This is a genomic window from Microbacterium maritypicum (assembly GCF_008868125.1).
Classification (GTDB): domain Bacteria; phylum Actinomycetota; class Actinomycetes; order Actinomycetales; family Microbacteriaceae; genus Microbacterium; species Microbacterium maritypicum.
In genome coordinates this window covers 992,139-1,012,909 of the sequence record NZ_WAAQ01000002.1, presented here as the reverse complement: position 1 = coordinate 1,012,909, position 20,771 = coordinate 992,139, and the positions used below count along the sequence as shown (strand labels likewise).

The window sequence follows — 20,771 nt, the reverse complement described above, 5'->3', positions numbered from 1 at the left end:
CGAGGATAATTTGGCATTTGACAAGTGCACGCTGTTGAGTTCTCAAGGATCGGATGCTCCCACGACCCAGCCATCACAGCCAGGCCCGAAGGGCAACTTCTCTATCTTACCCACCTCGACCCGCTTGTCAAATCGGCGCGCCGTGCGGATCGAAGATCCGCAGCGCGGCTGATGACAGCCACAGAAGAGGTGGAGTCCCTATCCTAGACGCAAGCGTCTGTTCTCTCAAGTGAGAGTGGATCGGGAGTGGTTCTCCGCTTGAGGGGGGTGAAGCTCTTGGCTCCTCCGCTTCCCTGTGGGGCGAACAAGTAATAAGTTACGTGGATCCGCGGCTTCTGGCAAATCGGGCCACACTGCCCGGGCGTGTCGCTCCGAACCGGCACTCGGTTTCCGCCGGATCAGCCGAGGTTTCTGCTCCGCTCCCGCCTCGGAGTACGATCGCGCCATGCCTGCGCCCACGGATGATCGTCGCTCCCCTCGTGCATCCGCGAACGGGGAATCGGACGAAGGCGGACAGCGTCGTGCTGGTGTCGATCTGCTCGCGCGCGTGCAGCGTGAGCTCGACCTCTCGGTCACAGAGCCCGTCCTCCCGTCGGACCGCGCCGTCCCTCTTCCGTCCCGATTGGCCACGGGTGATCTCGCCTGGGCGAGCGTCAGCGCAGCGATGCTCGCTGCCGGGCGCTCCCCCGCTTCCCTCGATCCCGAGCGCATCGCCACGGCCTACCGGAGCGACAGGGTTCTCACCATCAGCGGCCAGGCTCCCCCTGTCTGGTCCGTGTACTCAGGTTTCTGGCGAACGTCGGACGGATGGATCCGCACCCACGGGAACTACCCGCACCATGCGGCCGGCCTGCGCGCGGGGCTGCGTCTTCGGCACGATGCCGCAGTCGACGCTGTTCGCGATGCGCTCGGAGAGCGGACGACCACGGCCGCCGTCGCCGACATCACGACCGCGGGCGGTCTGGCGGTCGCGGTCGCCGCGGAGGAGCCCGCCGTCGATCGCGCACTCCGCGAGCATCCGCTGCTCGAGCTGGTTCGCATCGACACGACACCGGCTTCGCATGCGCCCCGGGCTACGGCGGCGACGCCGCCGCCGCCGGCTTCGCTCCCCCTCCAGGGCATGCGCGTACTCGATCTCACGAGAGTCATCGCTGGTCCGGTCTGCTCACGCACGCTCGCCATGCTCGGTGCCGACGTGCTGCGTATCGATCCCCCGCATTTGCCCGAGCCGGAGTGGCAGCACCTCGACACCGGACACGGCAAGCGATCCGCGGTGCTGGACGCGCGCACGTCTCGGCTGCAGGAGATGCTCGCGCACGCCGATGCCGTCGTACTCGGCTACCGCCCCGCTGCTCTCGACAGGCTCGGGCTGCAGCCGGAAGTGCTCGCGCGCCGATATCCGCGTCTGGTCGTCGCGCAGCTCAGCGCTTGGGGCGTGGAGAATCCCGAGCGGGCAGGGTTCGACAGCCTCGTTCAGGCGGCGAGCGGAATCTCGTTCATCGAGTCGGCGGACGGCGACCGCCCCGGTGCGCTTCCGGCCCAGGCTCTCGACCACAGCGCCGGCTACCTGCTCGCTGCGGCGGTGTCCGCTTTGCTGCGCCGCCGCCCACAGGAGGAAGGTTCGTGGATCGTGCGCGCCTCACTCCGTCGCGTCGCGGCGGAACTGCTCGGGATGCCCCGCAGCGGAGAACCCGCAGCCGAGGTCGAGTTCGACACACGGCCGCATGTGGCGCGATTCGATGTCGACGGAACGGCTCTCGTCACCGCTCGTCCTGCACTGGCGGGCTTCGAGTATCGGGCGCCGCACAAGTGGGGTTCGGATCAGCCCACCTGGTGACGGCGCCCGCGCATCGAGAGAACGAGGCAGAGCACGAACGTGATCGCGCCCCAGATCGCACACGCCGGCGGGAGAACCCGGTAGGCGAGGTGCTGAACCGTGAACTCCGCATCCAGCGGACCGAAGACGACGAGTCCGCCGACCCACGCGCCGACCAGGATCACGGGGAGCGAGGCCCACCATGCCACGCGCATCCAGGTCGGTGACGACGACGCGACCGTCGTGCGGGGAGCCTGCCGAAGAAGCCACAGCAATGCCCAGATCCCGATGATCGCGAGGCCGATCAGACTCGACCCGTGCTGCAGCCACTTGAATCCGGGGAGCGGGCCCCACATCTCCTCGAGTCCGGGAATCGCCTCGACACCCCAGCGTCCCTCATGCGTGAAGAGGTCCCACACGATGTGCGAGAGCACTCCGAGCACGAACGACACAGCGAGCAGGAACGGATACGCGCGCTTCTGCCCGACGCCGACCGCCGACCGCACCGCGGCGAGACCCCTGTCATCCCAGTCGTCGGGCAGGCGTCGCGCCAGCCACAGCGGAACCAGCTCGGGAACCGCCGGACGCAGGACGACGCGCCAGATCAGGAACAACGCGAACGCGAGCAGTGCGGTCCACACGACATTGCCGAACGTGTGGGTGAACGAGTAGTTCAGCCCGACGCCGCGGACGAACAACGGGAGATCGGGTGTCATCGCGCCGATCGCGATCGCCGCCGGCACCAGCGGCGTACGGATGAACGGCAGCGCGACCAGTGCGTGGCTGGGAGTGAACGGCATCCGTCTCTGCTATCCGCTGGCCGGAGACTCAGCCGAGGAAGACGCCGGCGAGGGTCTTCTTGCCGCGGCGGAGGACGGAGACGCCGCCGGGAAGTAGGCCCTGAACCGTGGCTGCCTCGTCTTCGACGCGTTCGCCGTCGAGCGTGACACCGCCCTGGGTGATCGCGCGCCTCGCCTCGGAGAGGCTCGCCACGAGCCCGGTCTCGACCAGCGCCTCGACCACCGGAGTACCGGCGGCGACCGTGGCGTGCGGGAGCTCTTCGAGCGCAGTGCGGAGCGTATCCGCATCCAGTGCGGTCAGGTCTCCCTGACCGAACAGCGCCTCGGATGCCGCGATCACGGCCGCAGCCGCCTCGACACCGTGCACGGTCGCGACCACCTCGAGCGCAAGGCGCTTCTGGGCAGCGCGACGGAACGGCTCCGTGGCCACGAGCTCCGCGAACTCCTCGATCTCGGCCCTGCTGAGGAATGTGAAGACCTTCAGGCGGTCGATCACGTCGCTATCCGCCGTGCTCAACCAGAACTGGTACATCCGGTACGGACTGCACATGTCGGCGTCGAGCCAGATGGCGTTGCCCTCGCTCTTGCCGAACTTGGTGCCGTCGCTGTTCGTGATCAGCGGGGTACCGATGGCATGCACCGACACTCCCTCGGAACGACGGATGAGGTCGGTGCCGCTCGTGAGGTTGCCCCACTGATCCGACCCGCCCGTCTGCAGCACGCAGTCGTACTGCCGGTACAGCTCGAGGAAGTCCATGCCCTGGAGGATCTGGTAGCTGAACTCTGTGTAGCTGATGCCCTCGTCGGAGTTCAGTCGCGCAGCGACCGCATCCTTCTTGAGCATCGTGCCGACGCGGAAGTACTTGCCGATCTCACGCAGGAAGTCGATCGCACTCAACGGTGCGGTCCAGTCGAGGTTGTTGACGATGCGGGCGGCGTTGTCACCCTCGAAGCTGAGGTAACGCTCGACCTGCGCCCGCAGGCGTCCGACCCACTCCTCGACGGTCTCCCGCGTGTTCAGCGTGCGCTCGGCTGTGGGACGCGGGTCGCCGATGAGTCCGGTCGATCCGCCGACGAGACCGAGCGGCTTGTGGCCGGCGAGCTGGATGCGACGAAGGGTCAGCAGCTGCACGAGGTTGCCGAGGTGCAGGCTCGGCGCCGTCGGATCGAACCCGCAGTAATACGTGATGGGGTCTCCCGCGAGCAGGGCGCGCAGCGCCTCCTGGTCGGTGGACACATGGACCAGGCCACGCCACACGAGTTCGTCCCACACGTTCTCGAACGTGGGGTCGATCGCCTGGGGTGCGGTCGTCAGAGCGGGAGTTGACACGCGTTCCAGGCTATCAGCGCACCGCAGCTCAGCTGTGCGCGGCCCACCACACGAGGAACGCCGCGCTGAGCGCGATCACCCAGCTCACCAGGCTGCCGACGAGGAAGTACTCGGCACGGGCGCCGGTCTCGCCGTCGCGGGAGATCTCGGGGAAGCGGACGATGCCCTTCGCCGCGAGCATCGCGGCCAGGATCGGATAGGCCGCAGCGAGCGTGAGGATCAGGACGAGGATGCGCTCCAGGGGTCCGATGAGCCTCCCCCCCTTGAATCCGCTGCGCGGGTCGCGCGGCGCCGGCACCACCTCGGTGGCGGCGTCTCCCTCGGTGGCGGCGTCTCCCCCGGTGGCGGCGTCGCTCCCCGCATCGGCGGCCACCGCGACTTCGGCACCCACAGTGGTGGGCGCCGTCGTCGGCGCCGAAGTCGGGACCGACATCGGGTCGGTGGGACGCCAGGTGTGCTCGCCGTCGAGCGCAGCACGCACCACGAGGTTCGAGGACTCGAGGAGGAACACCCCGGCACCCAATGCCAGCATCGCGAGATCGAAAGGGACCTCTCCGAACGGCGATCGGAGTTGCCAGGTCGCGCCGATCAGACCGACGTCGGAGCGCGCACCGAGCCAGACGACGGCGCCGACGCTCACGACGGCGAGCAGCACGGCGGGCCAGAACCCCAGCGGCGCGGCACGTTCGGTGGGCATGCACCACACCCAGAGCGCTCCGACGACGAGCGCGAGGACCATGGGCAGGAGGGCATCGCTGACGCTGCCCAGCAGCAGGAGGATGACGGCGACGGAGAGGTAGCCGATCCATCGACGCGGTGCGAACTGACGCACCAGGTCGGCCGCGCCGACCGCCAGGAGGATGAATCCGGCGACGATCATGCGCGTTCCCCTCGGAGTGCAGCGACGCCCTCGATGAGCGCCGCCGTGCCGGCGGTGCGCAGCGACTTCGAGACGCTGGGCTGCGTGATGCCTTCTTCGGCCGCGAGTTCCTGCTGCGATCGTCCGAGCAGGCGGCCGTAGGTCAGGCGCCGTTCGCGCTCGCTCATCGCACCGACCAGCTCGTCGCGGACGAGGAGGTAGGCGTTCGAGGCGGCGATCGTGCTCTCCATGACCTCATCCTGCCGGGGGGCTCCGACAATCCAGGTCCGCGTGCGTGGCACGGCACGTCCCTCGCGCGCGTGCACGGTCTCGATCGCGGCCCGAGCCGCGTACCACCCCGGTCCGTCGGCGAGCTCGCCGTGGACGGATTCGACCGGCCGCACCTCGCCCACTCCGATGCCGAACCGGAAGGCGATGCCGTCGGGCAGCCTCAGCTGGATCATCAGGAGCGACACCAGCGCGTCACCCAGGTCGAGGTAGACACCCTGCTGCTCGTCTCCTACGGTGGGCGTGAGCGGCTGCGTCGCCAGCGGGAGATCGGCTTCGACTCCGGCGATGGTGTCGTCGAGGACGCGTTGCGCGGCAGTGCGATCGTCGAGCCGCCGAGAGCCCACGATGTCAGCGAGTACCGCGATGACCATGGGATAACCGTAACACGAATAACTCTCGACTTATGCTCTATCCGGCTATATGTTGAGAACATGCCTGAATCGCACATCATCCCCTGGTCCGACGGAACCTGGACGAACGCTCCCGCCTCCCCCTCCGAACTGCCGGCCGGATCCGAACACCTCGACGTCACGGCTGTAGAGGGCAGCGACGCCTGGCGGCACACCGCCTACGGCTTCGTGCACGACACCGAACACGCGCTGCTCGCCCCGTTCGCCGTCGGAGAGGCGATGGAGGTCTCGTTCCGCGCGCCGTGGGACGGCCAGTTCGACCAGGCAGGGGTGTTCGTGCGCATCGACGACGAGCACTGGATGAAGACCGGTCTCGAATACGCCGACGACCATCTCGGGCTCGGTGCCGTGGTCACCGCCGGCGGCTCCGACTGGTCGGTCGGTCACGTCGACGAGTGGCTCGAGAGCGAGATCACGGTGCGCGTCAGTCGCTGGGCGGACTCGCTGATCGTGCGCGCTCGCGCCGACGACGACCCCTGGCGTCTCGTCAGGGTGGCACCGTTCGACGGACAGGCCACGGCTTCGGCCGGGCCCTTCCTCGCGGCGCCGACCCGCACCGGACTCACGGTGCGGTTCACCCGATGGGAGCGGTCGGCGGCCGACACCGAGCTGCACTGAGCTGCGGGCGGCCGCCGACTCGCGCGGCTAGAGCCCGAGAGCGTGGGCGGCGGCCTGTGCGCGCGCGACGAGCTCTGCCCGCTGCTCCGCGACCCGGACCGGGGCGGTACCGCCGACGCCGGTCCGGGACGCGACCGATCCCTCGATCGTGAGGATTTCACGCACCTCGGGCACGAGATGCGGAGACACCGAGAGCAGCAGTTCGTCGGAGGCGTCCTCCAGACCGATCCCCTGCTCCTCGCATGCACGCACGAGCGCGCCCGAGATCTCATGGGCGTCGCGGAACGGCACCCGACGCTTCACCAGCCACTCCGCGACGTCGGTCGCGAGGGAGAAGCCCTGCGGTGCCAGCGCCGCCATGCGCTCGGTGTCGAAACGCAGCGTCGCGATCATGCCTGCGAAAGCGGGGAGCACGACCTCGAGCGTCTGCACCGAATCGAACACCGGCTCCTTGTCCTCCTGCAGATCGCGGTTGTACGCGAGCGGGAGGCCCTTGAGGGTGGCCAGCAGCCCCGAGAGGTTGCCGATGAGGCGCCCGGACTTGCCTCGCGCGAGCTCCGCGATATCGGGGTTCTTCTTCTGCGGCATGATGCTCGACCCGGTCGAGTAGCCGTCGTCGAGAGTGACGAAGCCGAACTCGCGGGTGTTCCAGAGGATGATCTCCTCGGACAGGCGCGAGATGTCGACGCCGGTCATCGCCGTGATGAAGGCGAACTCCGCCACCACATCGCGGGCGGCGGTGCCGTCGAGCGAGTTCTCGGCGGGGCGGTCGAGGCCCAGCTCGGTCGCCACGAGTGCGGGATCGAGGCCGAGCGTGGAACCCGCCAGCGCTCCCCCGCCGTAGGGCGAGACACCGGCGCGGCGACGCCAGTCCACGAGCCTCTCGAGCTCACGCACCAGCGGCCAACCGTGTGCCTGGAGGTGGTGGGCGAGCAGCACCGGCTGCGCATGCTGCAGGTGCGTGCGTCCGGGGAGGATCGCTCCCGGGTGCGCCTCGGCCTGGGCGACCAGCGCATCGATCACCCGCAGGATGTCGCGGGCGATCACGCGCGCGTGGTCGATCAGATACATGCGCACGAGAGTGGCGATCTGGTCGTTGCGGCTGCGACCGGCGCGCAGGCGTCCGCCCAGCTCCGGTCCCAGCTCGGCGATCAGCGCCTGCTCGAGTGCGCCGTGCACGTCCTCATCCGTCGGCACAGGGCGCAGAGTGCCGTCGGCGACCTTGCGCGCCACAGCATCCAGTCCCTCGTGCATCCGCTGCGCCTCATCGGGTTCGAGGTACCCGGCTGCGGCGAGCGCGGTGGCGTGAGCATGCGAACCGGCGATGTCGTACGGCGCGAGGATCCAGTCGAAATGCGTGGAGCGGCTCAGCTCCACCAGCTCGGGCGAGGGGCCCGTGGCGAAGCGGGCGCCCCAGAGCGCGCCCTCGTTGGTGCCTTCGTGCGTCGAATCGCTCATCACGCGTCCTTCTTGCCGAGAAGCCAGACCAGGAGCGCCTTCTGCGCGTGCAGCCGGTTCTCCGCCTCGTCCCACACCACGCTCTGCGGACCGTCGATCACGCTGGAGTCGACCTCGTAGCCGCGGTCGGCGGGGAGGCAGTGGATGAAGATCGCCTCGGGGTCGGCCAGGGCCATCGTCTCGGGGGTGACCTTGTAGCCGCCCAGATCGCGGATGCGCGCGATCTTCTCCTCTTCCTTGCCCATCGAGACCCAGGTGTCGGTCACGACGACGTCGGCACCGGCCGCAGCCTCGACCGGGTCGGTGTAGAGGGTGATCGAACCACCGGTCTCGGCGGCACGGCGATCGGCCGCCTCGATGACATCGGCGCGAGGGGCGTAGTCCTCCGGTGAGGCGATCCGCACGTGCATTCCCGCCGTGACCCCGGCGAGGGCGTACGAGTGCGCCATGTTGCTCTGCCCATCACCGAGGAAGGTGAGCGTGAGCCCCTTCAGGTCGCCCTTGTGCTCACGGATGGTGAGCAGGTCGGCGAGCAGCTGGCAGGGGTGGAAGTCGTCGGAGAGCGCGTTGATGACCGGCACCCGAGTGCCTTCGGCCATCTCCTCGAGCCCGGACTGCGCGTAGGTGCGCCACACGATGGCGGCGACCTGGCGCTCGAGCACGCGTGCGGTGTCGGACGGCGTCTCCTTGCCGCCGAGCTGGCTGCTCGCGGTCGAGATGATCAGGGGCGAACCGCCGAGATCGGCGATCCCCACCGCGAACGAGACGCGGGTACGCGTGGAGGACTTGTCGAAGATGACCGCGACCGTCTGGGGACCGGCGAGGCTCTTGTCGGCCCACCGATCCTTCTTCAGCTCGATGGCGAGATCGAGGATCTCGGCCTGCTCGGCGGGGGTCAGATCGTCGTCACGCAGCAGGTGGCGGGTCATGCGGATACCTTTCCGGCAACAGAGGCCTGGACGTCGGCGAGAGCGGCCGTGAACAGCTCGCGGAACTCGGCGAGCTCGATGTCGCCGATCGTGAGGGCCGGCGCGATGCGGACCGTCTCGGGGTTGGCGGCGTTGACGATGAGGCCGCGCTCCTGGGCGGCCGCGACGACCGCACCGGCGACCGGGGCGGTCAGAGCCACACCGACCAGCAGACCGCGTCCGCGCACACCCTCGATCAGAGGCGAGTCGATGCCGAGGATCATGTCGCGCAGCTCGACGCCGCGCTTCGCGGCGTTCTCGACCAGTCCGGCGCTCTCGATCTCGGCGAGCACCGCGTCGGCGACAGCGGTCGCGAGCGGATTCCCCCCGAAGGTGGAGCCGTGCGATCCGGGCGTGAAGAGGGCACTGGCGGCGCCGAACGTGACCAGCGCGCCGATCGGGAAGCCGCCGCCGATGCCCTTCGCGAGGGTGATCGCGTCGGGAGTGATGCCCTCGTGGCTGAACCCGAACCACGCGCCCGTGCGACCGGCGCCGGTCTGGATCTCGTCCACGATCAGCAGTGCACCGTGAGCGAGGGACAGCGAGCGCGCGGCGGCGAGGTACCCCTCCGGCAGCTCGACGACTCCGGCCTCGCCCTGGATGGGTTCGACGATGAGGGCGGCGACGCGGTCGTCCATCGCCTCGTGCAGCGCCTCGATGGTCGCCGGGATGTGCTCGACACCGGCCGGCATCGGCTCGAACGGCGCACGCATCGACGCCTTCGCAGTGAGCGCGAGCGACCCCATGGTGCGACCGTGGAAGCCGTTGTCGAGCGCGAGGATGCGCGGCCGCTCGGTGCCGCCGTGCAGCCGGGCGAGCTTGAAAGCGGCTTCGTTGGCCTCGGCGCCCGAGTTCGAGAAGAACACCCTGCCGTCGATACCGGCCCCCGCGAGACGCTTGAGCCGTGCGGCCAGGGCGAGCTGGGGCGGGGTGGCGAAGTAGTTGGACACATGGGCGAGCGTGGCCGCCTGGGTCGAGACCGCCTTCACGAAGGCCGGGTGCGCGTGTCCGAGAGAGGTCACGGCGATACCCGCCAGGAAGTCGAGGTGGCGTCGGCCGTCGGCATCCCACAGGTAAGAGCCCTCACCGCGGACCAGCAGTGCGAGCCGCTCCCCTGCGTTGAGCACGAGATCGCGTGCCGCATCCTCCTGCCAGACGGTCATCCCGTCACCTCCGACTTCCCCAGGACCACTTCGGTCCCGATTCCCTTGCTGGTGAAAAGTTCGACGAGCACCGAATGCGGCACCCGTCCATCGATGATCGCTGCCGCGTCGACGCCGCCCTCGACCGCGTCGAGGCACGCCCGCATCTTCGGGATCATCCCCGACTCGAGCTTCGGCAGCATCTCGATGAGCGCTTCCGATGTCAGGTGCGAGACGAGCGAGTCACGGTGGGGCCAGTCGGCGTAGAGCCCCGGCACATCCGTGAGGATCACGAGCTTGCGCGCGTGCAACGACACCGCGAGGGCGGCGGCTGCGGCATCCGCGTTGACGTTGAGCGACTGACCGGGGTGGTCGAGGTCGGGCGCGATGCTCGACACCACCGGGATGCGCCCGGCTGCGAGGTGGTCGAGCACGGGGGTCGGATCGACCTCGACGACATCGCCGACGCGTCCGAGGTCGACCTCTTCCCCGTCGATCACGACACCGCGGCGGCGTCCGCCGAAGAGGCCGGCATCCTCACCGCTGAGACCTGTCGCGATCGGACCGTGCGAATTGATCTTGGAGACGAGCTGCGGGTTGACCTGGCCGGTGAGGACCATGCGCACGACGCTGATCGCCTCGGTGTTCGTGACGCGGTAGCCGCCCTTGAACTCACTGGGGATCTCGAGACGCTGCAGCATGTTCGAGATCTGCGGACCGCCGCCGTGCACGACCACCGGCATCACTCCGACATAGCGGAGGTAGGCGATGTCCTGCGCGAAGGCGTCTTGCAGCTCCTCCGACACCATCGCGTTCCCGCCGTACTTGATGACGACGATCTGGTCGCGGAACTTCTTCAGCCACGGCAGCGACTCGATGAGGGTGGTGGCCTTCTGCGCGGCGACCTCGGCCGGGGTGTCCTGGATGTCGGTCATGAGGCGTACGCGCTGTTCTCGTGCACGTAGTCATGGGTGAGGTCGTTGGTGAGGACGGTGGCCGTCGCCTCGCCGACCTTGAGGTCGATCACGAGGTGCGTCGCGCGCGGGGTGAGGTCGACCTCTTCGCGAGGACGGTCGGGCCCCCCCTCGGTGCACACCCGGACGCCGTTCATCCAGACGTCCACGTCGTAGGGGTCGAACTGCGCGCTCGTGGTGCCGATCGCCGCGAGCACGCGTCCCCAGTTGGGGTCGTTGCCGAAGATCGCGGCCTTGAAGAGGTTGTTGCGCGCGACGGAGCGGCCGACCTCGACGGCGTCCTGCTCCGACACCGCGTGCTGCACCTCGATCGTGATGTCGTGGCTCGCGCCCTCGGCATCGCCCTGCAGCTTGACCGCGAGCTCCTGGCACAGCTCGGTGAGCGCTGCGGCGAAGTCGTCGAGGTCCGGCACGACGTCGGATGCGCCGTTGGCGAGGAGGGTCACCTGATCGTTCGTCGACATGCAGCCGTCGGAGTCGAGGCGGTCGAACGTCCGGCCCGTCGCGCGGCGCAGCGCCTCGTCGGCCTGAAGCGGCTCGAGGACCGCATCGGTGGTGAGCACCACCAGCATCGTGGCGAGGCCGGGCGCGAGCATGCCCGCGCCCTTCGCCATGCCGCCGATCGTCCAGCCGTCGCGGCTGATGACCGCGGTCTTCGCGACCGTGTCGGTGGTCATGATGGCGTGCGCTGCGCTCTCGCCACCATCGGCGCTGAGCTCCGCGATCGCCTGCGCGGTTCCGGCGAGCACCCTGGCCCGGAACGTCTCATCCCCGGTGCCGATGAGACCGGTCGAGCAGATCAGCACGTCGCCGGCGCTCACGCCGAGGAGCTCGGCCGCCTTCTCGGCGGTCTGATGCGTGGTCTGGAACCCGAAGGACCCGGTGAAGCAGTTCGCCCCTCCGGAGTTGAGCACCACGGCCTCCACCACGCGGTCGGCGACGGCCTGCTGCGACCAGATGATCGGGTTGGCCTTGGCCCGGTTGCTCGTGAAGACGGCGGCGCCGACCTTGCGCGGTCCACGGTTGACGACCACGGCGACGTCCGGCTTGCCAGTCGACTTGAGCCCTGCGGCGACTCCGGCCGCTTCGAATCCTGCGGGGGCGGTGACGCTCACGGCGCGACTCCGTTCACTGAGAGGGCGCGGGCTTCGGGAAGCCCCAGCGCGATGTTCATGGATTGGATGGCTGCTCCCGCTGTGCCCTTGACGAGGTTGTCGACGGCGGTGACCACGGTCACCCGGTTCGCGGCACGATCGATGGCGAGGCCGATCAACGCGGTGTTGGCGCCGAGCACGTCGGCCGTGCGCGGGAAGCGTCCCTCCGGGAGCAGGTGCACGAAGGTCTCGCCGGCGTAGGTGCTCTCCCAGGCGTCGCGGATCTGCGCGTCGGTCGCGCCATCGACGATCGGCGCGGTCGAGGTGGCGAGGATCCCCCGGGACATCGGCACCAGCACGGGGGTGAACGAGATCCGGATCCCGTCGGCGTCCGCGCCGGAAGCCGCGGCGAGCGCCTGACGGATCTCCGGGATATGCCGGTGCGTCCCGCCGACCGCGTAGGGGTTGGCGGTGCCGAGGATCTCGCTGCCGAGGAGGTTCGTCTTGAGGCTCTTCCCCGCCCCTGACGGGCCGACGGCGAGCACCGACACGATGTCGGAGGGGTCGATCACTCCGGCGGCGACGCCGGGAGCGAGGCTGAGGCTCACGGTCGAGGCGTTGCAGCCGGGCGCGGCGATGCGCGTCGCTCCCCGGAGGTGCTCGCGCTGCTTGACCCCGCCGACGACGAGTTCCGGCACGCCATAGGTCCACGGATCGTGGAAGGCGCCACCGTAGAACGCATCCCATGCCGAAGCCGAGGTGAGCCGATGATCGGCCCCGGCATCGATCACGAGAGGGGCATCGCCCAGAGCGTCGGTGTACTGCCCCGACTGCCCATGCGGGAGCGCGAGGAACACGATGTCGTGGCCGGAGAGGATCTCCGGCGTCGTGTCCTGCAGGGTCAGGTGCGCGAGGGAGCGCAGGTGCGGCTGGTGGTCGACGAGAGGCTGTCCGGCGTTCGAATGCGCCGTGACGGTGCGGATCTCCATGTCGGGATGATCGGCCAGGAGGCGCAGAATCTCGCCGCCTGCGTAGCCGGATGCGCCGGAGACGGCGACGGAATACGTCATGCTTCTACCTTAACGGTCGGGCCCGCGAGGAAATCGGGGCCGGGGACGGGGCCGGAGGCGGCGACACCGGCACTCGACCGCCGTGCGGGCACAGGCAGGAGGGCGGGGTCGCCTACAGTCGGCGGCCGCGGCGTCGGCGCACAGCGATGACGCTCGGAGCGAGCGTCGAAGAAGCGGTGGCGGCCGAAGGCATGTCGCGACAGTAGCGCGGCCCCGGCGGCCACCGCAAATCCGCTCCGTCATCTGAGACGCTGCGGCTCCATCGGCGCAGCGAAGAACGCCAGCTCGTGCGCGCTCGACGCCTCGAACGCCCGGCGCATGCGTGCCCGTGTTCCAGGATCCGCCTGTGCCGCGGCGTCGGCGACGTAGGCGATCGCCGTCCGTGTGGCCTCCTCGAATGCCGGATCCGCGTACGTCGCGAGCCACGAGGCGTACGGATGCCCCGCATCTCGCGCGTACTCCCCGAACTCCCCCGCGTGCAGGCGCCGCCCGAGATCGGTGTAGAGCCAGAAGCACGGGAGGACAGCGGCGATGATCTCCGCATAGTCGCCGCCGAACGCGACGGAGCGCAGATGGTCGAGGTATGCGGTCGTCGCGGGCGCCGGCTCTGCGGCGAAGGTGGCCGCACTCACGCCGTGCGAGGGGGTGAGCCATGAGGCGTGCAGCTCGAGTTCGCCCACGATGGAGCCGCGGGCGGAGTCCGCCCAGAAGGCCTGCTCGTCGGATGTCGGTGCCAGCCGGGCCGCCTCAGCGAGCACACGCGCGTACTCCCGAAGATACAGCGCGTCCTGCGCGAGGTAGAACAGGAACGGCGCGCGCTCCAGCGTCCCGTCGGCGAGCGCGCGGATGAACGGCAGCTCCGCGATGCCCGTGCGGATCGCGGCGATGCCCCGCCACCATTCCGTGGCGACCTCGCCCGCCGCGGGTCGGGTCTCGGCTCCCCCACGTTCCCAGAGTCCGGCGAAGTGGTTGATCGGCCCGTGTCCACGACCCACGCGCAGTGCGTCTCCTGCGCGCAGGGACTCGCGGAGCCAGTCCCGCGCGGCGCTGACGGCATCTCCGGGCTCTTCACCACGAGCGAGCAGGGTCGCGAGCGCGGACGACAGCGAGCAGCCGGTGCCGTGCGTGTTCCGGGTCGGGATCCGGGGAGCGATGAACTCCTGGCGCAGCCCTCGCCGCGCATCGACCAGCGCATCGGGGGCCTCGTCGCCGGGAAGGTGGCCACCCTTGACGAGCACGGCTGCTCCCACCTCGGCGGAGAGCTGCTCGGCCGCGGAGATCGCGTCGTTCCAGTCGGCGAGGTCGCGCCCGGCGAGCACCGCCAGCTCGGCGAGGTTCGGGGTCACGAGCGTCGACAGTGCGAGGAGATCGCGCAGCGCCCGTTCGGCGTCCGGATCCAGCAGTCGGTCCCCCGAGGTCGCCACCATCACGGGATCGAGCACGACGACGGGCGGACGCACAGCGTCGAGCCAGGCTCCCACCGCGCGGATGACGTCGGCGTCGGCCAGCATCCCGATCTTCACGGCATCGATCACGATGTCGTCCGAGACCGCGTCGAGCTGCGCGCGGAGGAACTCCACGGGCGGAACGTGCACCGCTCGCACTCCCCGCGTGTTCTGCGCGGTCAGCGCCGTGAGCACGGCCATGCCGTATCCGCCGTTGGCGGCGATGGACTTGAGGTCGGCCTGGACGCCCGCGCCTCCCGAGGGGTCGCTTCCGGCGATGCTGAGCACCCTCGGGACGGAGCCGCTGAGCCAGCGTCGCCGGAACTGCCGGGCGGTGGTGGCGGGATCGTCGGCGGCACACAGCGCCGAGACCACGGCGAGCCCCGCCGCACCGGCCTCACGAAGGGCCTCGGTGTCATCCATGCCGACCCCGCCGATCGCCACGCACGGCAGCGCGCTTCGCGACACGAGACCGCGAAAGCCCTCCACGCCGAGAGGGGCAGGGTGATCCGGTTTGGTGGTGGTCGGACGGATCACCCCGACGCCCAGGTAGTCGACCGTGCCGGAGGGCAGAGCCTCGACCGCGTCGAGGTGCGCCGGGCTGTTCGCGGTGAGGCCGATCAGAGCCTCCGGTCCGAGTACCTCGCGTGCACGCAGCACCGAGGCATCACCCTGTCCGAGATGCACGCCGTCGACCCGTGCGCCGCGCTCGCGAGCGGCCACGGCGGCATCCAACCGATCGTTCACGACCAGAAGAGCGCGGCCGTCGATCGCCTGCGACAGTGCCAGCAGCTGATCGACCGTCTCGGCGTCGGTCGCGTCCTTGTCGCGAAGCTGCACGATGCGCACGCCGCCGTCGACCGCGCGGCGGACGGTCTCGACGACGCCACGGTCTCCGCAGAGCGCCGCGTCCGTGACGAGGTAGAGCGAGAGATCGGCGTTCACAGGGCACCGCCTTCGACGCGTGCAGCGGCTCGGATGTCGTCGGCGCTCACCGCGGCGAGCGCATCCAGCAGGGCGACGGCGAAGCTGCCGGGCCCTGCCGATACCGCCGCCGCTCGTTCCGCCGCGATCGTGTAGACCAGGCTCGCCGAGGCCACGGCACTGAGCGCGTCATGCGTCGTCGCGCTGGCCGCTCCGAGGAAGGCGGCCATTACCGCACCGAGAGCGCAGCCTCCGCCGGTCACTCGGGTCAGCAGTTCGTGACCGTTGGACACGCGCAGCACCCGCTCCCCGTCGGTGATGAGGTCGACCGGCCCCGAGACCGCGACGACGCCGCCCGTGCTCCGAGCCAGCGAGAGGGCTGCATCGGCCGCGGAGTCCGTGCTGTCGGTGGCATCCACCCCGCGACCGCCCGCGCTCAGCCCCGCGAGGGCCAGGATCTCGGAGGCGTTGCCGCGGATCGCGGTGGGGCGGTGCCCGACGAGCTGATGGGCGAGTGCGGTACGAACCGGGAGCGCGCCGATCGCGACCGGGTCGAGCACCCAGGGTGTGCCGGACGCGACGGCACCGGCGACGGCCTCCAGAGTGGCCGCGCGCTGTTCGGGCGTGGGTGTCCCCAGGTTGATCAGCACCCCGGAGGCGACGCCGGCGAACATCCCCGCCTCATCGACGATGTCGACCATGGCGGGAGCGGCACCGAGAGCCAGCAGGACGTTGGCGGTGAACCCGGTGACGACCGCGTTGGTGATGCAGTGCGTCAACGGGGGCGCTTCTCGCAGCACCCCCAGCAGGGTCGCGGCATCGCCGGCGAGGTCGTGGGTGGTTTCAGGACGCAGAAGATCGCTCATCGCGACATCCCTTCGCTAGTACGAACTAGATCAGGTTCGACGGGTCTGTTCTCAGCCGCGGATTGCGGCACCCGTGTCACTGCTCGCAGTCTAGCGATCGGCCAGCAGAGCCTTCTCCTGCGCCCGCGTGAGTCCGGCCCGGCGCTCCCTGTCCACGCCGCGCACCCGTTCGTCGGCGACGACGCGTCGCGCGGTGTCGGCGAGGGGGCGCAGGTGTCCCCCGCTGTCGTGGAATGCGCTGTTCGAGCGGGTCATGAAGCCGGACATCTCGGGAGGAAGCCACAGCGGAAGCGAGAGCGGACCGGCCCAGTGCGCGACGCCGTGTGCTCGCAGCCACTCCTCGTCGGCGACCACCGTCTCCCCGGTGTGCCCTGCCTCCTCGCGCACGGTCTGCAGCAGTTCGGCGAGGGGATGCTCGTCCCCGATCGCGTTGACCACCCCGCTCCGCGTGGCGGCGACGATGTAGGCGGCCACGTCGTCGACGTCGATCACCTGCGCACTGCGCCTCTCGAGCGGAGGCAGCAGCACGGGCTCCTCCCCCGCTCGGGAGAATGCCGCAGCCCAGTACCCGAAGCGGTCGCTGGGGTCGCCGTCCCCGACGATGAGTCCTGGTCGCACGATGAACGCGCGATCCCCCAGCATCGTGACGGCGTCTTCGGCCGCCGCCTTCTGCGGGCCGTACTCGTACTCGTCGCCGGGGCGGGCGGCAGGATGCCGCGGCGCCGATTCATCGGCGCCGACCGTGGCGTCATCGGCGTACACCGAGAGGGAGGACACGTACGTCCATCGCGCCGTGCGGTCTCCGAGAGCCTCGACCGCTGCCACGACGTGCGCGGCCTGAGAGGAGATGTCGACGACGTGATCCCAGTCCTTCCGCGCGAGCGCGGCGTAGATCCCAGGGTCGTCACGGTCGCCGGTCACGAGCACCGCTCCTGCCGGCGCGAGGCGCTCGCCCCGGGCCAGACATGTCACGGCCGCTCCGGACTCGAGCCATCTCCGGGCGATCCGCCCGGAAAGCCACCCCGTCCCGCCGAGGATCAGAACATTCGTCATGGCTCCATGCCACCAGCAACCGCTGCGGGAGGGAAGCCCTCTCCGCTCAGGGCAGAGGGCCCCCTCCGGGACAGCACATCGCTCAGTCGCGGAGCGCTGCTCCGAATCGCTGCGCGGCGACGTCGACACCCGCGAGCTTGGCCGCGGTGGCCTCGGCCGCCGTGAGGGTGCGATCGTCGGCGCGGAATCGCAGAGCGAAGGTGAGGCTCTTGGAACCCTCCGGCACGCCGTCTCCGCGATAGTCGTCCACGAGACGCACCGACTCCAACAGTGCACCGGCTCCCTCGGCGAGGGCGGCCTGCACATCTGCGGCCGGAACTTCGGCGGGCAGTGTGAGCGAGACGTCCTGCGTGGCGGCGGGGAACGTCGACAGCGATGCCGCGACGACGCGACCACCGGCGAGCGACAGGATGCGGTCGAGATCGAGCTCGAACACGGTCGCACGCCCGGGGAGGTCGGCCCCTTCGGCCACGGCGGGGTGCAGCTCGCCGACGTAGCCGACCTCTTCGCCCGCGACCAGGAGCGATCCTGTGCGTCCGGGGTGGAGTGCCGCACGCTCGGCCTGCACGACGTCGATCTCGACGCCGGCCGCTGCCGCGATCACGCGGACGGCATCCAGCGCCTCGACGAGCCCGGCGGCCTCGGCAGGGCGACCGGGCTGGCGCGGGGCGACGTTACCGGTCAGCAGCGCCGAGATGAACCGGTGCTGCGGCGGGATGGAGGCGTTCAACTGCGCGAGGGTCTCGTCGGACGGACGCTCGCCCAGCGGCGGCACGTCTTCCGTGCCGTAATCCACTCCGGGCTCCGGCAGGAAGACGACACCCGTCTCGAAGATCGCGAGGTCGGTGAGACCCCGCGAGATGTTGCGGTGCGCGGTCTGCAGCAGGCCCGGGATGAGCGATCGACGCAGGTACGGAGCCTGCCCGTCGAGCGGGTTCGCCAGACGGATGCTGGGCAGGTGCGCGCCCGAGGCGGATCCGTGCAGGTCGTTCTGCACATCGGTGGTGAACGGGAATGACGGCGTCTCGACGAGCCCCGCTGCGGCCAGCGCATCGGCCACCCGGCGGCGACCCTGCTGGTGCGCCGTGAGTCCGCGGCCGGACGGAGGCGTCGGCAGCACCGAGGGGATGCGGTCGAGCCCGTGGATGCGGGCGACCTCCTCGGCCAGCGTCCACTTGTCGGTGAGGTCGGGGCGCCAGGTCGGCGGGATCACGGTCCAGCCGGAACCCTCCTCCGACGCGGTGACATCGGCGCCGATGGTGGTCAGTGCGCCGGTGATCTCGTCGTCGGTGTAGTCGACGCCGATGAGCCCCTGCACGAAGCCGGCGGGAAGCTCGATCTCGCTGACGAAGACCTCGGCGAACAGTGCGCCGCCCTCTTCGGTGAGCGTGCCTCCGGCGAGCTCGACCATGAGGTCGGCGGCACGGCGGGCGGCGACGAAGGGGATCAGCGGGTCGACGCCGCGCTCGAAGCGCTTGGACGCCTCGCTGGGCAGCTTGTGCCGGCGCGCCGACCGGGCGATGGTCGTCGGGTCGAAGTTCGCGGCCTCGATCAGCACGTTCCGCGTGGTGTCGCTCATCTCGGTCGTGCCACCGCCCATGACGCCGGCGAGGCCGATCGGGCCGGACTCGTCGGTGATGAGGAGGTCTTCGACGTGCAGCGTGCGCTCGACACCGTCGAGGGTGGTCATCTTCTCGCCGGGGTTCGCGCGACGAACGGTGATGCCGCCGGCGAGCTTGTCGAGGTCGTAGCCGTGCAGCGGCTGACCCAACTCGAGCATGACGTAGTTGGTGATGTCGATCAGCACGCCCAACGAGCGCATGCCCGCGAGGCTGAGCCGCGCGACCATCCACGGCGGCGTCGGACGCGAGGGGTCGACGCCCCGGACGACGCGCGTCACGAACTCGCTCGCGCCGATGTTCCCGCGCACGGGGGCGACGTCCTCGACGACGGTGGTGTGTCCACTGCCGGGCTGCAGCTCGGCGAAATCACGCTCAGCAGGGTCGCGGAAGGTCGCTCCGGTGGCGTGCGAGTACTCGCGGGCGACGCCGCGCAGGGAGAAGGCGTAGCCGCGGTCGGGTGTGACGTTGATCTCCACCGCGACGTCGTCGAGACCGAGCAGCGCGATCGCGTCGGTGCCGACAGGCGCATCGATGCCGAGGTCCGAGAGCACGACGATGCCGTTGTGCTCATCCCCGAGGCCGAGCTCGCGGGCCGAGGCGATCATGCCGTCGGACACGTGACCGTAGGTCTTGCGCGCGGCGATCGGGAACGGACCGGGCAGCACGGCGCCGGGGAGCGTCACGACGACCTTGTCGCCGGCAACGAAGTTGTGCGCGCCGCAGACGATGCCGCGGATGCCACCGTGCTCTTCGCCGACATCGACCTGGCACCAGTTGATGGTCTTGCCGTTGGACTGCGGTTCGGCGTCGAGCGAGACGACCTGCCCGACGACCACGGGACCCGTGATGTCGAAGCGGTGCACGTCCTCTTCCTCGAAGCCGACGGTCACCAGTGCCGCGAGGACATCCTCGGGCGTGGCATCCGCTGCCAGATCGACGTACTCACGCAACCACGAAAGCGGGACGCGCATCACACCACCATCCCGTACTGCTCGCTGAATCGGACATCGCCCTCGGCCATGTCGCGCATGTCCTGGACGTCGCTGCGGAACATCAGTCCTCGCTCGATGCCCATGCCGAACGCGAAGCCGCTGTACACCTCGGGGTCGATCCCGGCGGCGCGCAGCACGTTCGGGTTGACCATGCCGCAGCCACCCCACTCGATCCAGCGCGCGCCGCCCTTGAAGGTCGGGTGCCACAGGTCGAGCTCGGCGGAGGGCTCGGTGAAGGGGAAGTAGTTGGTGCGGAAGCGCGTCTCGGCCTCGGGGCCGAAGAGCTGCTTGGCGAAGTGGTCGAGCGTGCCCTTGAGGTGTGCCATCGTGATGCCCTTGTCGATCACGAGACCCTCGAACTGGGTGAACACCGGAAGGTGCGTGGCGTCGAACTCGTCGGTGCGGTACACCCGTCCTGGGCACAGCACGTAGATCGGCACCTCGCGGTCAAGCATCGAGCGCACCTGCACGGGGCTCGTGTGCGTGCGCATCACGAGGTGGCGCGAGGTCGGGTCGACGTAGAACGTGTCCTGCTCCTGACGGGCAGGGTGGTCGACGTCGAAGTTCAGGGCATCGAAGTTGAACCACTCGTGCTCGAGCTCCGGCCCCTCCGCGATCTCCCAGCCCATGCCGACGAAGATGTCGCAGACCTGGTCCTGCAGGAGGGTGAGCGGGTGGCGCGCGCCGACCCGCGTGCGCGAGGGCACGGCGGTGATGTCGACACGCTCGGCCTCGAGTCGCGCGGCGACCTCGGCCTCGGCGAGCTCGGCCTCCTTCGCGGCCAGCGCCTGGGTCACCTGCCCTCTCCCCTGACCCACGAGCTTGCCGAACGCGGCCTTGTTCTCGGGGGCGACCTGGCGCATCGAGGCGTTCAGGACCGCGAGCGGCGATCCGTCGGCGACGTGTGCGGCGCGAGCCGCTTTCAGCTCGGCGGTGTCGGCGGCTGCGGCGATCGCCGTGAGGGCGTCGGCGACAGCGGCTTCGACCGCTTCCGGGGTGATTTCAGGAGACTCTGACACGAGAATCGAGTCTACCGGGG

The 20,771-nt window shown here is 69.8% G+C and carries 17 protein-coding genes and 1 riboswitch; of the genes, 2 read left to right on the top strand and 15 right to left on the bottom strand.

All coding sequences use genetic code 11. The features are described from left to right. Positions 1 to 445: 445 nt before the first annotated feature. The gene (locus F6W70_RS15710; protein ID WP_151487224.1) at positions 446 to 1,837 is read left to right on the top strand and encodes a CoA transferase; all 1,392 of its coding nucleotides are present in this window, start codon (positions 446 to 448) and stop codon (positions 1,835 to 1,837) included. Here the strand turns inward: F6W70_RS15710 and F6W70_RS15705 are convergent. Genes F6W70_RS15705 through F6W70_RS15690 form a run of 4 tightly spaced genes read right to left on the bottom strand, consistent with a single transcriptional unit; the run spans position 1,822 to position 5,467 of the window. Then, positions 1,822 to 2,616, bottom strand: coding sequence for a DUF4184 family protein (locus F6W70_RS15705; protein ID WP_151487223.1), 795 nt, complete (start codon positions 2,614 to 2,616; stop codon positions 1,822 to 1,824). The genes F6W70_RS15710 and F6W70_RS15705 overlap by 16 nt on opposite strands. A gap of 28 nt (positions 2,617 to 2,644) precedes the next feature. Continuing rightward, positions 2,645 to 3,946: a tyrosine--tRNA ligase gene (gene tyrS, locus F6W70_RS15700; RefSeq protein WP_151487222.1), complete on the bottom strand. Its 1,302-nt coding sequence runs from the start codon at positions 3,944 to 3,946 to the stop codon at positions 2,645 to 2,647. Between the two features lie 28 nt (positions 3,947 to 3,974). Further along, entirely contained in the window at positions 3,975 to 4,826 is an 852-nt protein-coding gene (locus F6W70_RS15695) for a hypothetical protein (protein ID WP_151487221.1), read from the bottom strand. Continuing rightward, positions 4,823 to 5,467 (bottom strand): SatD family protein, encoded by a 645-nt coding sequence (locus F6W70_RS15690; RefSeq protein WP_151487220.1) that lies wholly within the window; start codon positions 5,465 to 5,467, stop codon positions 4,823 to 4,825. Before F6W70_RS15690 ends, F6W70_RS15695 begins: the two co-directional genes overlap by 4 nt. A 60-nt stretch (positions 5,468 to 5,527) precedes the next feature. On the opposite strand from F6W70_RS15690, the gene F6W70_RS15685 reads away from it, so the two are divergent. Further along, positions 5,528 to 6,124 carry a DUF1349 domain-containing protein gene (locus tag F6W70_RS15685; RefSeq protein WP_151487219.1) on the top strand — a complete coding sequence of 199 codons (597 nt, stop codon included), beginning with the start codon at positions 5,528 to 5,530 and terminating at the stop codon, positions 6,122 to 6,124. A gap of 27 nt (positions 6,125 to 6,151) precedes the next feature. Here the strand turns inward: F6W70_RS15685 and argH are convergent, their stop codons facing one another. The 11 genes from argH to pheS all read right to left on the bottom strand — a co-directional run bounded on the left by argH (position 6,152) and on the right by pheS (position 20,751). Next, positions 6,152 to 7,582, bottom strand: a complete 1,431-nt coding sequence (gene argH, locus F6W70_RS15680; RefSeq protein WP_151487218.1) for an argininosuccinate lyase — start codon at positions 7,580 to 7,582, stop codon at positions 6,152 to 6,154. Next, positions 7,582 to 8,511 (bottom strand): ornithine carbamoyltransferase, encoded by a 930-nt coding sequence (gene argF / locus F6W70_RS15675; protein WP_017828583.1) that lies wholly within the window; start codon positions 8,509 to 8,511, stop codon positions 7,582 to 7,584. The genes argH and argF overlap by 1 nt, the downstream gene beginning before the upstream one ends. Then, a complete protein-coding gene (locus tag F6W70_RS15670; RefSeq protein WP_151487217.1) occupies positions 8,508 to 9,713 on the bottom strand; it encodes an acetylornithine transaminase in 1,206 nt (401 codons plus the stop codon). The genes argF and F6W70_RS15670 overlap by 4 nt, the downstream gene beginning before the upstream one ends. Beyond that, entirely contained in the window at positions 9,710 to 10,627 is a 918-nt protein-coding gene (argB, locus tag F6W70_RS15665) for an acetylglutamate kinase (protein WP_017828581.1), read from the bottom strand. The genes F6W70_RS15670 and argB overlap by 4 nt, the downstream gene beginning before the upstream one ends. Further along, positions 10,624 to 11,781: a bifunctional glutamate N-acetyltransferase/amino-acid acetyltransferase ArgJ gene (argJ, locus tag F6W70_RS15660; protein ID WP_055877816.1), complete on the bottom strand. Its 1,158-nt coding sequence runs from the start codon at positions 11,779 to 11,781 to the stop codon at positions 10,624 to 10,626. The genes argB and argJ overlap by 4 nt, the downstream gene beginning before the upstream one ends. Then, on the bottom strand, positions 11,778 to 12,830 hold the full coding sequence (gene argC, locus F6W70_RS15655; protein ID WP_055877814.1) for an N-acetyl-gamma-glutamyl-phosphate reductase: 1,053 nt from the start codon (positions 12,828 to 12,830) through the stop codon (positions 11,778 to 11,780). The genes argJ and argC overlap by 4 nt, the downstream gene beginning before the upstream one ends. Before the next feature lie 239 nt (positions 12,831 to 13,069). Beyond that, positions 13,070 to 15,220 carry a bifunctional hydroxymethylpyrimidine kinase/phosphomethylpyrimidine kinase gene (locus F6W70_RS15650; RefSeq protein WP_151487216.1) on the bottom strand — a complete coding sequence of 717 codons (2,151 nt, stop codon included), beginning with the start codon at positions 15,218 to 15,220 and terminating at the stop codon, positions 13,070 to 13,072. Continuing rightward, positions 15,217 to 16,065: a hydroxyethylthiazole kinase gene (gene thiM, locus F6W70_RS15645; protein WP_318278919.1), complete on the bottom strand. Its 849-nt coding sequence runs from the start codon at positions 16,063 to 16,065 to the stop codon at positions 15,217 to 15,219. Before thiM ends, F6W70_RS15650 begins: the two co-directional genes overlap by 4 nt. Further along, a riboswitch (TPP riboswitch) is annotated at positions 16,056 to 16,149 on the bottom strand. It overlaps the preceding gene by 10 nt. A 6-nt stretch (positions 16,150 to 16,155) precedes the next feature. Further along, on the bottom strand, positions 16,156 to 17,118 hold the full coding sequence (locus F6W70_RS15640) for an NAD-dependent epimerase/dehydratase family protein (protein WP_151487215.1): 963 nt from the start codon (positions 17,116 to 17,118) through the stop codon (positions 16,156 to 16,158). A gap of 82 nt (positions 17,119 to 17,200) precedes the next feature. Beyond that, on the bottom strand, positions 17,201 to 19,711 hold the full coding sequence (pheT, locus tag F6W70_RS15635) for a phenylalanine--tRNA ligase subunit beta (protein WP_151487214.1): 2,511 nt from the start codon (positions 19,709 to 19,711) through the stop codon (positions 17,201 to 17,203). Then, a complete protein-coding gene (gene pheS / locus F6W70_RS15630) occupies positions 19,711 to 20,751 on the bottom strand; it encodes a phenylalanine--tRNA ligase subunit alpha (RefSeq protein WP_055877798.1) in 1,041 nt (346 codons plus the stop codon). The genes pheT and pheS overlap by 1 nt, the downstream gene beginning before the upstream one ends. Between the last annotated feature and the right edge of the window lie 20 nt (positions 20,752 to 20,771).

Bases quoted from the DNA above. Each gene is read 5' to 3' on its own strand.
- pheT (WP_151487214.1), bottom strand. From the start codon at position 19,711: ATGCGCGTCCCGCTTTCGTGGTTGCGTGAGTACGTCGATCTGGCAGCG.
- F6W70_RS15640 (WP_151487215.1), bottom strand. From the start codon at position 17,118: ATGACGAATGTTCTGATCCTCGGCGGGACGGGGTGGCTTTCCGGGCGG.
- thiM (WP_318278919.1), bottom strand. From the start codon at position 16,065: ATGAGCGATCTTCTGCGTCCTGAAACCACCCACGACCTCGCCGGCGAT.
- argH (WP_151487218.1), bottom strand. From the start codon at position 7,582: ATGAGCGATTCGACGCACGAAGGCACCAACGAGGGCGCGCTCTGGGGC.
- F6W70_RS15710 (WP_151487224.1), top strand. From the start codon at position 446: ATGCCTGCGCCCACGGATGATCGTCGCTCCCCTCGTGCATCCGCGAAC.
- F6W70_RS15690 (WP_151487220.1), bottom strand. From the start codon at position 5,467: ATGGTCATCGCGGTACTCGCTGACATCGTGGGCTCTCGGCGGCTCGAC.
- argB (WP_017828581.1), bottom strand. From the start codon at position 10,627: ATGACCGACATCCAGGACACCCCGGCCGAGGTCGCCGCGCAGAAGGCC.
- F6W70_RS15705 (WP_151487223.1), bottom strand. From the start codon at position 2,616: ATGCCGTTCACTCCCAGCCACGCACTGGTCGCGCTGCCGTTCATCCGT.
- F6W70_RS15695 (WP_151487221.1), bottom strand. From the start codon at position 4,826: ATGATCGTCGCCGGATTCATCCTCCTGGCGGTCGGCGCGGCCGACCTG.
- argF (WP_017828583.1), bottom strand. From the start codon at position 8,511: ATGACCCGCCACCTGCTGCGTGACGACGATCTGACCCCCGCCGAGCAG.
- F6W70_RS15685 (WP_151487219.1), top strand. From the start codon at position 5,528: ATGCCTGAATCGCACATCATCCCCTGGTCCGACGGAACCTGGACGAAC.
- F6W70_RS15670 (WP_151487217.1), bottom strand. From the start codon at position 9,713: ATGACCGTCTGGCAGGAGGATGCGGCACGCGATCTCGTGCTCAACGCA.
- argC (WP_055877814.1), bottom strand. From the start codon at position 12,830: ATGACGTATTCCGTCGCCGTCTCCGGCGCATCCGGCTACGCAGGCGGC.